Below are 13,343 nucleotides of genomic sequence, written 5' to 3' on the forward strand. Positions count from 1 at the left end.
ACACCTCTATTATCGGACATACGTCCTCCTTTTTATAAACGCAATGAGCGCGCGACTTTAGAAATGAAGTTAGTACGCCCTGGAGTCAGCGACCGATGAATGCGGCAAAGATCTGAAGCCCTGGCCTCGGACGTGACTTCCCCCCACACATCAAAATGGCTGTAAAAGAGAGAAAGCTCGATAAGTTAAGCGGCAGGCGTAGCCTTGGGGAGTTGAGATAACGTCGTACGACAGCGCAGGCAAGCGAAGACAAAAGCAGGATTGACCATGGCTAAAACCCCGTAATTTTTTTTTGAGGTTAACGAACGGCATGTCATGCTGACAGGAACCGTGGTAGAGGTTATCTTTGCCTCAATTGGTTGCGGTATCAACAAATATAACTGAACAATTTGTTCTCAAGGCGTGCCCCCTTATGTCCCAAAAATCAAAACTTAATCTCTCACGTTACATCCCTGGTCTCTTAACCTTCCTTGCGAACAAGCTGGCAACGGGCGCCTCAAGCTGCTATAGAAAACACTTTGGGATAGGCGTTGTGGAGTGGCGGATGCTCTCTATGCTAGCCGTGGAGAATCACATTACGGCCAATAGAATCAGCCAAGTTATCGGTCTGGACAAGAGCGCAATAAGTCGATCGCTCCAAGCTCTAGAATCATCGGGATACGTTAGCAGTCAAGTGGACAGCCGGGATGCTCGACGCAATACCGTAAGCCTCACAGAAAGCGGCCACGAACTACATGATCAGGTGCTGAAAGTTGCGCTGGAACGAGAGCGTAGACTGCTCAGTGACCTTTCTCCGGAAGAGATTGATACTCTGATAAATCTGTTGGGACGGCTACATACAAAGGTGAACTACGTGAATGAGTATGATCCTTCACCTTGATTGAGCTGGGCGAGAGGTGAGCGAGTCCAAGAAAGCCATGCATTCGAACTTCACTGGAAGCATTTTTCAACCGGACAAGCGCACCGTTTCTGAGTCATTTCATCTTGCCCCCCCTGTGGACCCCGAACAACTCAGCAACGACCCAACCCAAGTTGTATAGAAACGCCCGAGCGCTACCGAACCAGCCCTCCCTTACAGCGACGTGGATCGGATTGGTAATAAACTGATTTCCCCCTGCAGTTAAGGCGCTCCTAATTTTGCCCCACCACGTCGGTGGTGAATAAATTTTTCCACAAATACAAACGCCTGTTCGGGGCCCCACCGATTCAGGATGTCGTACGGCTGCGGGCCGACTCGATCTAATCGCGCAGGCCCGACTTCTGCTCAAGAATCTGGAGCCAATCGTCCGTCCAGCGCCTCGGCTCTTCGGTCCGTCACGGCTTAACTAGCTCAAGCAGGCGCACCGCTTGTGTAGCCGTGCGTTGGACTCCCCCGTTCCCGTAGGCATTTACACTTCAATGTAATCAAACACATCAGCTCGTGCCATGTCTCGGGTTTTGTAGATCCTTTTGCGGATGCGTTCTTTTTTCAGACTGCTGAAAAAAGACTCCGCCACGGCATTGTCCCAGCAGTTTCCTCGACGACTCATACTAGGCTCTAGGTGGTTGGCCAGACAGAAACGCTTCCAGTCATCGCTGCCATATTGGGCTACCCTGATCCGAATGCACGATAACTCTTGCTTTGGGTTTACTGAAGGCGGACGCGTCCAAAACCTATTCCACTATGAATTCGGACTTTTGTACATTAAAACTGTAGAAACAAACACCCCCCCCACCCCGTCGAGCGGATAGGATGTTCGAGGTATATAACGCGAATCCAATGGCAATGAATTCAGTAGATAGTTAAGCCTTTTCCACCCTCGCAATAACAATCAGAAATTTTTATACAACATCACGCAGGCATCCCTAAGAGACTCTAGCAATTGCTAAAAGCTAGCTGTGTTGGACACCTCGGCCATACAGAAAATGGGATTACAGCCCAGTTTTATTTGGTCTAGCCGGAAGATCGGGGATTAGTCAGCGAGAATATATATGCGCTAGGACTCATCGACAGGACGACCGCAAATTTATTGATTTCCGCAGGCACCACACTGGATCCACTCGGCATTCAGACTCGACCAAAAGCCAAAATTAGGGCCTTGGACTACTTCGCTGCACGGATAGGCCACCTCAGAAGTGCAAATATCACATGAATAAATTGAGCGCTGCTTTAAATGTCGTTTCCTATGTGACACTCCTCACAGAGCAAGACATCTGAGGTTTTTCAGTGACCAAGCTACGCAATTACGATTCAGCCCCGGGTTGCTCGATGGAGGCCGTGCTTCACATCATTGGCGGTAAATGGAAAGGAGTGATCCTTTACCACCTGCTTTTGGACGGCACTCACCGCTTCAATGAGCTTCAACGCCAGTTGACAGGCATCCCTCCTCGGCTGCTAGTCAAGCAGCTACGGGATCTTGAGGAAGACGGCCTCGTCGTACGAACCGTTTACGCCGTCGTCCCCCCCAAAGTCGAATATAGCCTGAGTGAAGAAGGCCGAAGTCTTGAGCCGTTTTTGATGGGCTTGAGCACTTGGGGCAAAGGTTGGCTGGAGCGCAGAGGCATGACGATACCGGAGGAAAAAATCAGGGCAACGGCTGTCGGGAATTGATTCCAGACCTTTGCATTCTGGCCGTTGCCGTGAGCGGCTATTGCGAATAGCGTACTGGAATTCGGCAATACCGCTAGGTCCGATGAGCACGGTGAATCCAAAACGAAAAGCGAAATTTCTCTGCTGCATACGTGTTGATGGTAACCAGGTATGTTCGGCCACCATCATCGAGATACGACCTGGTGATCTGCAGGCCTGCGGTACGGTCAGCGATACAGAGTTGTCTGGCTGTTTCCCCCTCCACAATCACTGCCCCTATCGTCTGCTTGATATCAGCGACAGCGATGCCGATTTCATCCAGGATGATATGGCAGAGCAAGCCGGTGCCATTGGGTATGACATCAATCACACGTTCGCCAATGGCGGGTTCGATATAAGCCTCATTCCAGCACAGTGGGTCCCGAGAGCCGATTTCTGTACGGAGCATGCGAACTCGCAGCCATTTAGTGCCAGGCTTGCACTCCAATGCTGCCGCCAAGGTATCGTCGGCAACCACCAACGCCGTATCGATTACGTGGCGTTCGGTGTGAGCCGCATAGTTGACCAGATCTTCGATGCTGTGCAGGGATTTGGTATAGCTGTTGGGTGGCGTATGCGCCGTCACGATGGTGCCAGCACGACGCCGCCGAGTGACCAGACCGAGTTCCTGGACAATGTCTAGAGCAGCCCTGACGGTGCTGCGGCTTACTTGATAATCGTGGGAAAGCGCAAGCTCACTGGGGAGTTGCTCACCGATGGCAACTTCTCCATCGGTGATTTTCTTGGTCAGAATATTGGCCAGTTCTGTATAGCGCATGGTCGTCTCTAGAGGTGCTCAGGGGACCATCTTAACCCCTTCATATCAAGCATTCAGCAGGGCGCGATACTTCTCGACCTGAACCTCATACATATCCAGGCCATGGGCGTCATTCGTGACCAGCAATGGTAGGTCCTCAACGACCAATCTTTGCACTGCTTCGGTTTTCAAGTCCTCGTAGCAGACGATCTCGGCTGATTTTATGCATGAGAAGAGCGTTGCCGAGATGCCTCCAATGGCCGAAAAACATACAGAGGTATTTTCCTGACAACAGTCACGCATTTGTCGGCCACGATTACCTTTGCCGATAGCACCTTTGACACCAAGCTCGAACAGCTCGACGGCATAGGGATCCATCCGGTAAGCGGATGTCGGTGCGACCACTCCAATGACATGGCCTGGCTTGGTAGGGCCTGGTCCCCCATAGAAGAGAACCTGCCCGCGAATATCGACCGGCAGACTCTCCCCTCTTGCCAAAGTATCCAAAAACCGTTTATGCGCTGCGTCCCTCGCCATGTAGATCACCCCTGAGAGAAGCACTTCATCCCCTGCGTTGAGTTGGACGACGACCTCATTGGACAGCGGCGTGCTTATGCGATGTATCGTCATGCTTGCGTCCTCACAGGGAAATGGTGGCGCGACGGCCAGCGTGGCACTGGATGTTCACCGCAACTGGCAGAGCGGTGATGTGGCACGCATAGGTCTCGATGGATACCCACAGCGCCGTAGTACTTCCACCATAGCCTTGAGGGCCAATGCCCGTCTTGTTGATGGCTTCGAGCAGCTCTCGCTCCAGCGCGGCGATGTGCGGCTCCTCATGGTGAACGCCAATATCGCGAAGGATTGCCTCCTTGGCGATGGCCGTGACTTTGTCGAAGCTGCCGCCAATACCTACACCAACGGTAAGCGGAGGACAAGCCGCTCCGCCAGCCGCTTCGATTGCGCTCAGGACGAACTTTTTGACGCCTTCAGCCCCTTCTCCGGGCAGCAGGAATTTCATTGTGCTCCAGTTCTCGCTGCCACCTCCTTTGGGGAGGACCGTCAGCTTGATATTGCTGCCAGGAACGATCTCGGTGTGCACCACTGCTGGCGTGTTGTCATTGCTATTGACGCGCAGCAAGGGATCGCTAACCACAGATTTACGCATGTAGCCCTCGGCATACCCCTTGCGTACTCCCGCTTGAATGGCCTGCGAATAATCACCGCCTATCAGGTGCACGTCTTGTCCGACCTCCGCGTAAACGATTGTCAGGCCGGTGTCATGGCAATAGGAAACCTGATTCTGTCGAGCAATCTTGTCGTTATCGATCAGCTTCAGGAGCACCGATTTCCCTTGGGGGGAAACCTCATGTGCCGCTGCGGCATGAAAGCTCTGGATGAGATTGTCTGGAAGCTCGTGGCATGCCCGGATACACAACGTTGCCACTGCGTCGCTGATTTGCTGAACCTTGATCGTACGCATGTTTTACCTCAGGTCAGGCTTGGTGGATGGAAAAACCACCTTAATAGTCCGAACATATTAATGGTGCGAACTATTAAAATACAAGCCGTGTTCCGCAGCAACGAAATACTGGGTGGCACTGAATCGCCATTGCTGAAGAAGGTGCTGTACCTATCGACATCCGCTGAGGCGAAAAACAGATATGGTCATGGACTTTGGGTCACGCAACGTGACTTGGCGGAGCGCTTGCCTAAGTTGAGATGGCACAGCCAGGTACGACGATCTTGTCTACCCGAAGGTGAAGAATTTCGCGATTCAGGCAGCAGGACGAGCTGATTATCATTGAGCGGGAACTTGCCTGATATTCCCCTCGAAAAAGTGACGGCGCCAACAGACCGCTAAGGAAGACTAAGCGCTCCTAAAACCCGATCCTGATCGCTTGAGATCTGAAGTCGTCAGGAGTGGAATCTGGCGAAGCCTCCCACCGGTACCCGCTCGCTCGCCAGGGTATTCTCGATCTTCGTATTATCTGCGTATCCCAGACTCATGGCACATACCAACATCTCGTCATCAGGCAGGCTCAGCTGTTCCGCCACTACTCTGTGGTAGCGGTTGAAAGCTGCCTGTGGGCAGGTATCGAGCTCGAACGTCCGGGCCACCAGCATGATGTTCTGGACAAACATGCCAAAGTCCAGCCAAGCCCCCTGCTCCATACTCCGATCAGTAGTAAAGATAAGGCCAACGGGAGCATCGAAAAAATTAAAGTTGCGCGCATGCTGGGCCTTCATGGCCAGCTTGTTTTCACGAGCTATCCCGAGCAGGGAGTACAACCCCCAACCTAACGCCCGACGACGCTCTATATAAGGTGCTTTCCAGGTTTTAGGGTAATAAGCGAACTCTTCAGTGTGGAGTGCATCTTGCTCAGGGTCTTGCTGGATTGTAAGGATCCGGCGCGACAGGCCGGCTTTAGAATTCCCTGTCAACACATGCACTTTCCAAGGCTGTATGTTGCTACCGGAGGGGGCTCGCGATGACTCCGCCAATATGGCTTCAAGGACAGTGCGCTCAATCGGGTCAGGCAGGAATGCTCTGACGGAGCGACGAGTCTTCATCGCTTCAACCACACTCATCGTTCGCTCAGACATTTATCCTCCGAAAAGATATTGTGACGCTCCGGCAGCATTTCAGCACAACCAACGCGATGTGTGTTTGCTCTTGTTCAAGATCTATGACGATCCTACCGACCACGTTCCCGACTATGGGATCAGATAACCAGGATCAGAACGTCGCGAGAAAGCCACCCTCGCATACCGATACTTATCATTGCGTCATTTTGGGAGGTTCGGTGTCGGGCTTTTGGGTTAAATGTGTGCTAAAAGCCCTCAGACACGGGCAACTGAGACGCCGTTGGATGAGAAATGCGTTGCTTGGCAGGACGAAATCGTACCTGGTCAGTGTCCAGTCAAAACTCGCAGTTGAAGACCTTAAAAATGAACATGATCGAGGCAATGGAAATCTATGTCGCCGTGGTGGAGCAAGGTAGCTACACGCGCGCTGCCGAGTCATTACGACTTCACCGCCCTGCGCTCTCCAAGGCCATCCAGAATCTTGAGCAGGAACTCAATGTACAGCTTCTCCATCGCACGACCCGCAGGATTCATGTGACGCCCGAGGGGGAAGAATTTTACGGCCGCTGCAAGCAGTTACTGACAGATCTCACCGATACAATCGCGTGGTTCTCGCCTGACCGTCCCCCCAGGGGCAAGCTACGCGTGGATGTTCCCGTGGCACTGGCAAAAGCCCTCATCATTCCCTCTCTTCCCGGATTTCGCGAACTCTATCCTGAGATTGAGCTGATTCTCGGCTCTACAGATCACCAAATTGACCTGATTGCTGAAGGTGTGGATTGCGCGGTCAGGCTGGGCGAACTGGACTCATCAAGCCTCATAGCGCGTCGGATTGGCACCGTTTCAATGGTCACTTGCGCCGCGCCTGCGTATCTCGAACAGCACGGCGTGCCAATGGAAATCGAAGACCTGGCGGATCACTTGGCGGTCAATTTTCTGATCGATCACCGCAGGCAAATCATGCCCTGGAAATTCCAGGGCGATGGTGAGGGCGTATCGATGACGCTCAAAAGCGGGATTGTAGTGGATGACTCCGAGGCATTTTTAAGCTGTGGGTTGGCGGGGTTGGGAATCTTGCAAGGCCTGCGGCCCTCTCTACAGCCACATATCGATTCGGGCGAACTGGTAGAGATCCTGACTCACCTCAAAACCATTCCCAAACCTGTTTCTCTACTTCTGACCGACCGTAAATACCGGTCACCGAAGGTACGGGCGTTCATGGATTGGCTCTCAGCACTGTTTCAGGATCGAGTCCTAAAAGCCTAATTGATTCACCCGCATTCAAGCCGAGCTTCGTAAGCTCATTTGGTTGAAGCGGTGTAAATCACTGGCAATGCACGTTGGGTCATCCCTGCAAGCTACAGCGCTCGATCCATCAGATATAAGCCCTGATCCGAAACGCAACAAAATGCCCCGCTATCTATAAAGTCGGGCATTTTTTGTTTATTACACAATGAGCACAAGTATTTGACTTGTGCTCATTGCGGCCAAGTAGTCGACTTAGACGAGCGCCGCACGCTTTTTGAGATCATGGTTGAGGATGGCGTCGTTCTCGGAATAATCAACAGGGCAGTCGATCACATGCATGCCCGGAGTACTCAAACACTCAAGCAGCAATGGAAGAAATCCTTCTGCGCTTTCAATGCGATGACCATGCGCCCCATAGGCCTTGGCGTACTGGACAAAATCCGGATTGCCGTAATCAAGGCCGAAATCGGTGAACCCCATATTCGATTGCTTCCATCGGATCATCCCGTAGCCGTCGTCTCGAAGAATAATCACCGTGAGGTTCATCTTGAGGCGAACGGCGGTCTCCAGTTCCTGACTATTCATCATGAACCCGCCGTCGCCGCAGACAGCAACGATGGGTTTGTCAGGATAAACAAGATATGCGGCCATCGCAGAAGGAAGACCTGCCCCCATGGTGGCCAGCGCGTTATCGAGCAACACGGTATTGGGCATGTGGGCTTTGTAGTTGCGGGCAAACCAGATTTTGTAGATGCCGTTATCCAGCGCAACAATACCATTAGACGGCAGCGCCCTCCTCACATCCGCGACCAGACGCTGCGGGTAGATCGGAAAGCGTCCGTCGTCCGCGCCTTCGGCGATCTGGGCTTCATTCGCCTCGCGTATCGCAAGTAAGCGAGAGAACTCCCAGTGGGAAGTATCGTCCAGCGCTTCACTGATCTGCCACACCGCGTTAGCAATGTCGCCTACTACTTCGATCTGGGGGAAATAAACAGGATCGACCTCCGCGGAGCGGAAGTTGATATGAATGACCTCAGTCCCCCCACGAACCATGAAAAACGGAGGTTTCTCGATGACGTCGTGCCCAATATTGACGATCAGGTCAGCCGCCTCGACGGCCCGATGAACGAAGTCGCCGGCAGACAGCGCAGCGTTGCCGAGGAACTGCGGATGGCGCTCATCCACTACGCCCTTACCCATCTGTGTGGTCACGAACGGAATGCCGGTTTTGTCGATCAGTTGCTTGAGCACGTTCGCTGTCATTTTGCGGTTTGCGCCCGCGCCGATCACCAGAATAGGGCTGCGGGCATTGCGAAGCTTGTCTACCGCAGCGCAGATCGACTTGTGCTCCGCCAGCGGCCGGCGGCTTAGGCTAGGTGGAAGTGGCGTACTCTCGGTCTGCTCGTCGGCAATATCCTCCGGCAGTTCCAGATGCACAGCGCCCGGCTTCTCCTCTTCTGCCAACCGAAAGGCTTCACGCACGCGGGACGGTATGTTGTCGGCCGAAGCAAGTTGATGAGTGTATTTAGTCACCGGTTGCATCATGCCAACTACGTCCAGTATCTGGAAACGACCTTGTTTGGACTTCTTGATAGGCTTTTGCCCGGTAATCATCAACATCGGCATACCACCCAGATAGGCATATGCGCCTGCGGTGATAAGGTTGGTGGCACCAGGGCCCAGCGTTGACAGACTCACCCCGGTCTTGCCGGTCAAGCGTCCGTAGGTGGCAGCCATGAACCCGGCAGACTGTTCATGACGCGTGAGCACAAGCTTGATACTCGATTTTCTCAGCGACTCGAGCAGGTCGAGATTCTCCTCACCCGGAATGCCAAAAATATACTCCACGCCTTCATTTTCAAGGCACTGCACCACTACATCCGAAGCCTTCGCCATCGTCTTTACTCATTCTCAGTAAACCCCATTCGATCAGGCCGATCCGGGGATGATTAGATAAGGGCCAAGAACTACTCGATGAAATTCAAAGATCTTGCCCACGGTGCGTATCCCTAAGCGGAACCCATGTAGTCAAGATAGCCCCGTCGCCTGAGGCGAGAAAGGCGCCGCGTGGATACAGACTGTTATCGCCAGAATACTAATCACCTCGTCTACTGATCAGGATGCTTATCCTCGGCGTGGAGAGGATAAGCATCCATATTTCATTACGAGGCGGTTCCTTCCAACAGGTACAGGTCAGTTTTGGCGGACCGAATCCGGTAACCAATCACATCCTGGTAGTCTTGAGAATGATAAAATTCGCGAGCCTTTTCAGGGCTTTCGAACTCAACCAGCACCACTCGCTCAACGTTGCGATCACCTTCCAGCACTTCAGGCTCTCCGCCAGCAATCGCAAACGTCGCCCCCCACTTATCCAGAACAGGCCCGACACGCGTCATGTATTCGTTATAGAAATAGTCTGGATCAGTCACGACCAGCTCAGCGTAGATAAAACCTTTCTTTTGCATAACAGCACCTTTTGTTGTTGTGGAATCAGTGGGCCGAGCCTAGATAGGCTGCTCGCACAGCGGGATCGCTACGCAGCTTGCTTGCCGGGCCATGGACAGAGATGCGTCCGTTCTCCAGCACGTAGGCGTAGTCACTTACTTCAAGCGCGGCAGCTGCAAATTGCTCGACAAGCAGCATCGTCACGCCCGTCGTCTTCAACCGTTCGATGATCCGAAATACTTCGTCCACCAGAATCGGCGCAAGGCCCATCGACGGTTCATCAAGGAGAATAACTTCGGGGCAAAGCATGACGGCACGTGCCATGGCCAACATTTGCTGCTCCCCTCCCGATAGCGTGCCTGCAAGCTGTTGCCGCCGCTCCTGCAAACGCGGGAAAAGCTCCAGCGCGCGCTCCAGGTCTTGAGCAATATTGCCTCTGGGCCTGCTGCGCATGAACCGAGGGAAAGCGCCCAATGTGATGTTGTCGACCACCGACAGCGTCGGGAACACTCGCCGCCCTTCTGGAGAATGCGCCAGGCCACATCTGGCTATCTTGTGGGAAGGAAGGCCCGCAATGTTCTTGTCTCCAAGCACGACTGAGCCCTGCTGAGGGCAAATCATTCCAGACAACGCTCGCATGGTTGTGGTTTTACCGGCACCGTTGCTGCCGATCAGGCTCACGACCTGCCCTTTTGGTACCTCAAGGGTGATGCCATGGAGAACCTGGATCTTCCCGTAACCAGCATGCAGATTATTGACTTTAAGCATGGTCAGGCCCCTTTTTGAACAAGAACAAGCGGTGTGCTGGGTGCGACGGCCCCCACTTCCACGGCCTCCCCGGCCCCTGCCGCTGTGCCGCCCAGATAAGCCTCAATCACACGCGGATTTGCCTGGACGTCGACAGGCTTGCCCTCGGCAATTTTCTGTCCGAAATCCAATACGGTCACCGTGTCGCAGATACTCATGACCATGTCCATGTGGTGCTCAATCAAGACGACGGTCACCCCATGGTCTCTGATTTTTTTGATGATCTGGATGAGCTCGGCAATATCTGGGGCGGTCAATCCTGCTGCTGGCTCGTCCAACAAAAGCATCCTGGGCTGAAGCGCAAGGGCACGGCCTATTTCCAGCAGGCGTTGCTTGCCATACGGCAGATTCCGGGCTTGCTCGTTACGCAGTGATTTGAGCCCCATGAAGTCCAGGATATTCAGAGCCTTGTCTTTGGCCGCTTGCTGCTCAGCCCGATAGCCCGAAAGGTTCAACAGGATCGCTGGCAGACCACGCTGGAACGTATGGTTGAATGCCACCAACACGTTCTCCAGAACGCTCATCTCACCAAACAGCTGAACATTCTGGAACGTCCGGGCAACGCCGCCCAATGCAATCTTCGAAGGTGACCGCCCGACGATCGATTGACCTTCGAAAACCGCTGCGCCCGAGATCGGTACATAGATGCCTGTGATGACGTTCATCATCGTGCTCTTGCCTGAGCCATTGGGACCAATCAAGCCATGAATGCATCCGCGGGCCACAGACAGGTTCACGCTATTGAGCGCCTTGAGCCCACCGAACTGCATCACGATGTTTTCGGCTTGAAACAGCGGTTCGCTGCTCACTGGAATGGAAGTGCCAGCGTCCCAAGGGGCCACCGCGCGAGGGCGAGTGATGCTGACGACTGGGGATTGCTCGGTGATGAACCTTGAGAACGGTGCTTTGAGAAAGCCCATCACGCCATTGGGCAGGTAGTAGATCACCGCAAGCATCATCAAGCCGAAGATCGTCAATCGCTGTTCGGTGATGTCGCCGATGTTGAAGGCGAAAATCACGAACGCAGCCAGTGCCAGACAAGGCATAGCGATCTGAGTTGATGTGAAGCGTTTTCGGGCTAATCCAAGCCCGACCGAAACAGCAACGATGACCACCAGCCCTACGACCAGAGAGTGAAACAACGCAAGGTCGGACAGCCAGTTGGGCAGCAACACAACCACGGCCGCACCGATTAACGCGCCAACCCGACTCTTTCTGCCACCGAGGATGAGGGCGAGAAGGAACAGTACGTTTAGCTCGAATCCAAACCCGTTGGGAGCGATGTACTCCTCTGAATAACTGAACAGGCTGCCTGCAAGACCGGCGAACGTAGCGCTGATTACGAATGCAACCACCTTGTACCGATACACGTTGACGCCCATGCAATCAGCCGCCACCGGACTGCCTCTGAGCGCCTCAAAAGCGCGCCCTAGCGGAGAACGAAGGATTCGGGTGACGGCAATGTAGGACAAAACGACTGCGGCCAGGACGACGTAGTAGAACTCGTCAGATGTAAGCCTGTGATCAAAGAAAACCGGCTTGAGTACCTGCAAGCCCTGCGGGCCATTGGTAAGAAATTCCATCTCGTTGACGAGGATTAAAATGATCGTCGAAAACGCGAGCGTTACCATCGCAAGATAAGGCCCCGTAACCCGCAAAGCAGGGAAAGCTAACATCCCGCCAAACACTGCCGTGACCGCCATGGCCGCGGGTACCGCCACGTAGAAAGGCAATCCGAGCTTCGTTGCAATCAGCCCTGCTGTGTACGCCCCGACCGCAAACAATCCTGCGTGACCGAGCGACACTTCGCCCGTATACCCCACCAGAATGTCCATACCGAAGAGCAGCACCGCATAGATCCCGATTACGACGACCAGGTGGAGGTAGTAGGGATTGTGGAACGCCTGAGGTAATACAGCGGCCACAACCAGCAGGAGGCAACTAAAGATGAGCTGGACTTTGCGCATACTCACACCTTCTTGATCGCGGCTCTGCCGAAGATGCCGGCAGGCCTGATCATTAAAACGATAAGCAACAGCACCAGTCCCGGAACATCCTTGTAACCGGTAGACAGGAAAAAGCCTGTCGCGGTTTCTGTGACGCCCAGAATGATGCCCCCGACGATGACGCCAAAACCCGAGGTCAAACCGCCGATGATTGCGACCGCGAAAGCTTTCAGCCCTAACGCGACCCCCATGCTGGCGCCGGTCAAGGTCAACGGGGCGACGAGAATCCCCGCGAAAGCTGCGGTCATAGATGAAAGCGCATAAGAGAACGTGATCACAGAGCCTGTGTTGATGCCCATCAGGCCTGCTGCATCCCGGTCCGAGCTGGTGGCGACAACCGCTTTGCCGAAGATCGTTTTGCGGTTGAAGAATTCGATGGAAAGCATCATCAGGATGGCGCCCGCCACAACCAGAAGCTCCATCGGCATCACAAATGCCGTTCCAACCTGAAGGGGAGTTTCAAGAAGCGGAGAAGGAAACTTCATGTCATCCTTGCCCCAGATGTTTTCGGCAACGTTCTTAAAGATGATTGCCAAGGCAATCGTCGACATGATCCAGCCAAACTCAGATTTAATTTTCATCGCAGGGCGTACCGCGATGCGTTCGACCAGCACCCCTTGCAAGGCACCGAACAGCATGACCAAAGGAATAGCGACCCAATACCCGACATAGGGGTAAAGGGTGAGGCCGACCAACGCGCCAAGTGCCAATGCCTCGCCCTGGCCAAAGTTCAGAGTATTTGAAGTTGCAAAGGTAAGTTGATAGCCGAAGGCGATGACTGCGTAAATCATACCTACAGAGATACCGCTGAGCAGTACCTGTAACAGGAGCCCGTCCATTGATATGTCCTCCCCTTTCCGGGGTCGATAGTAGGGGCAGCAGA

General features: G+C 53.7%; 12 protein-coding genes and 1 pseudogene. 3 read left to right on the top strand and 10 right to left on the bottom strand.

What is annotated here, in order from left to right; genetic code table 11:
- Positions 1-412: 412 nt before the first annotated feature.
- The gene (locus BM70_RS32335) at positions 413-880 is read left to right on the top strand and encodes a MarR family winged helix-turn-helix transcriptional regulator (protein WP_081782062.1); all 468 of its coding nucleotides are present in this window, start codon (positions 413-415) and stop codon (positions 878-880) included.
- A 511-nt stretch (positions 881-1,391) separates the two neighbouring features.
- On the opposite strand, the pseudogene BM70_RS32340 reads toward BM70_RS32335, so the two are convergent.
- Positions 1,392-1,629 (bottom strand): annotated as a pseudogene (locus BM70_RS32340) (IS3 family transposase); the annotation flags it as partial.
- Positions 1,630-2,206: 577 nt separating this feature from the next.
- Between BM70_RS32340 and BM70_RS0112980 the strand changes: the two are divergent.
- On the top strand, positions 2,207-2,590 hold the full coding sequence (locus tag BM70_RS0112980; RefSeq protein WP_025856398.1) for a helix-turn-helix domain-containing protein: 384 nt from the start codon (positions 2,207-2,209) through the stop codon (positions 2,588-2,590).
- Positions 2,591-2,663: 73 nt separating this feature from the next.
- Here the strand turns inward: BM70_RS0112980 and BM70_RS31240 are convergent, their stop codons facing one another.
- The 4 genes from BM70_RS31240 to BM70_RS0113000 form a co-directional block, all read right to left on the bottom strand.
- Positions 2,664-3,386, bottom strand: coding sequence for a GntR family transcriptional regulator (locus BM70_RS31240; protein WP_051556754.1), 723 nt, complete (start codon positions 3,384-3,386; stop codon positions 2,664-2,666).
- A gap of 45 nt (positions 3,387-3,431) precedes the next feature.
- On the bottom strand, positions 3,432-3,995 hold the full coding sequence (locus BM70_RS0112990) for a fumarate hydratase C-terminal domain-containing protein (RefSeq protein WP_025856399.1): 564 nt from the start codon (positions 3,993-3,995) through the stop codon (positions 3,432-3,434).
- A 10-nt stretch (positions 3,996-4,005) separates the two neighbouring features.
- Positions 4,006-4,848, bottom strand: coding sequence for a fumarate hydratase (locus BM70_RS0112995; RefSeq protein ID WP_025856400.1), 843 nt, complete (start codon positions 4,846-4,848; stop codon positions 4,006-4,008).
- A 434-nt stretch (positions 4,849-5,282) separates the two neighbouring features.
- Positions 5,283-5,972, bottom strand: a complete 690-nt coding sequence (locus BM70_RS0113000; RefSeq protein ID WP_025856401.1) for a nitroreductase — start codon at positions 5,970-5,972, stop codon at positions 5,283-5,285.
- Between the two features lie 345 nt (positions 5,973-6,317).
- On the opposite strand from BM70_RS0113000, the gene BM70_RS0113005 reads away from it, so the two are divergent.
- Positions 6,318-7,220, top strand: a complete 903-nt coding sequence (locus BM70_RS0113005) for a LysR family transcriptional regulator (protein ID WP_025856402.1) — start codon at positions 6,318-6,320, stop codon at positions 7,218-7,220.
- 234 nt (positions 7,221-7,454) lie between these two features.
- Here the strand turns inward: BM70_RS0113005 and BM70_RS0113010 are convergent, their stop codons facing one another.
- The 5 genes from BM70_RS0113010 to BM70_RS0113030 form a co-directional block, all read right to left on the bottom strand.
- Positions 7,455-9,098 (bottom strand): acetolactate synthase large subunit, encoded by a 1,644-nt coding sequence (locus tag BM70_RS0113010; RefSeq protein WP_025856403.1) that lies wholly within the window; start codon positions 9,096-9,098, stop codon positions 7,455-7,457.
- Between the two features lie 266 nt (positions 9,099-9,364).
- Positions 9,365-9,667 (bottom strand): DUF1330 domain-containing protein, encoded by a 303-nt coding sequence (locus tag BM70_RS0113015; RefSeq protein WP_025856404.1) that lies wholly within the window; start codon positions 9,665-9,667, stop codon positions 9,365-9,367.
- A gap of 25 nt (positions 9,668-9,692) precedes the next feature.
- Positions 9,693-10,415: an ABC transporter ATP-binding protein gene (locus BM70_RS0113020; RefSeq protein ID WP_025856405.1), complete on the bottom strand. Its 723-nt coding sequence runs from the start codon at positions 10,413-10,415 to the stop codon at positions 9,693-9,695.
- A 2-nt stretch (positions 10,416-10,417) separates the two neighbouring features.
- Positions 10,418-12,421 carry an ATP-binding cassette domain-containing protein gene (locus tag BM70_RS0113025; protein WP_025856406.1) on the bottom strand — a complete coding sequence of 668 codons (2,004 nt, stop codon included), beginning with the start codon at positions 12,419-12,421 and terminating at the stop codon, positions 10,418-10,420.
- Positions 12,422-12,423: 2 nt separating this feature from the next.
- A complete protein-coding gene (locus tag BM70_RS0113030) occupies positions 12,424-13,299 on the bottom strand; it encodes a branched-chain amino acid ABC transporter permease (RefSeq protein WP_025856407.1) in 876 nt (291 codons plus the stop codon).
- Positions 13,300-13,343 lie beyond the last annotated feature (44 nt).

The sequence above is a fragment of the Pseudomonas sp. CHM02 genome, from assembly GCF_000612585.1.
Classification (GTDB): domain Bacteria; phylum Pseudomonadota; class Gammaproteobacteria; order Pseudomonadales; family Pseudomonadaceae; genus Aquipseudomonas.

Excerpts from the sequence above, each read along its gene's own strand:
- BM70_RS32335 (WP_081782062.1), top strand. The coding sequence starts at position 413 with ATGTCCCAAAAATCAAAACTTAATCTCTCACGTTACATCCCTGGTCTC.
- BM70_RS31240 (WP_051556754.1), bottom strand. The coding sequence starts at position 3,386 with ATGCGCTATACAGAACTGGCCAATATTCTGACCAAGAAAATCACCGAT.
- BM70_RS0112990 (WP_025856399.1), bottom strand. The coding sequence starts at position 3,995 with ATGACGATACATCGCATAAGCACGCCGCTGTCCAATGAGGTCGTCGTC.
- BM70_RS0112995 (WP_025856400.1), bottom strand. The coding sequence starts at position 4,848 with ATGCGTACGATCAAGGTTCAGCAAATCAGCGACGCAGTGGCAACGTTG.
- BM70_RS0113000 (WP_025856401.1), bottom strand. The coding sequence starts at position 5,972 with ATGTCTGAGCGAACGATGAGTGTGGTTGAAGCGATGAAGACTCGTCGC.
- BM70_RS0113005 (WP_025856402.1), top strand. The coding sequence starts at position 6,318 with ATGAACATGATCGAGGCAATGGAAATCTATGTCGCCGTGGTGGAGCAA.
- BM70_RS0113010 (WP_025856403.1), bottom strand. The coding sequence starts at position 9,098 with ATGGCGAAGGCTTCGGATGTAGTGGTGCAGTGCCTTGAAAATGAAGGC.
- BM70_RS0113015 (WP_025856404.1), bottom strand. The coding sequence starts at position 9,667 with ATGCAAAAGAAAGGTTTTATCTACGCTGAGCTGGTCGTGACTGATCCA.
- BM70_RS0113020 (WP_025856405.1), bottom strand. The coding sequence starts at position 10,415 with ATGCTTAAAGTCAATAATCTGCATGCTGGTTACGGGAAGATCCAGGTT.
- BM70_RS0113025 (WP_025856406.1), bottom strand. The coding sequence starts at position 12,421 with ATGCGCAAAGTCCAGCTCATCTTTAGTTGCCTCCTGCTGGTTGTGGCC.
- BM70_RS0113030 (WP_025856407.1), bottom strand. The coding sequence starts at position 13,299 with ATGGACGGGCTCCTGTTACAGGTACTGCTCAGCGGTATCTCTGTAGGT.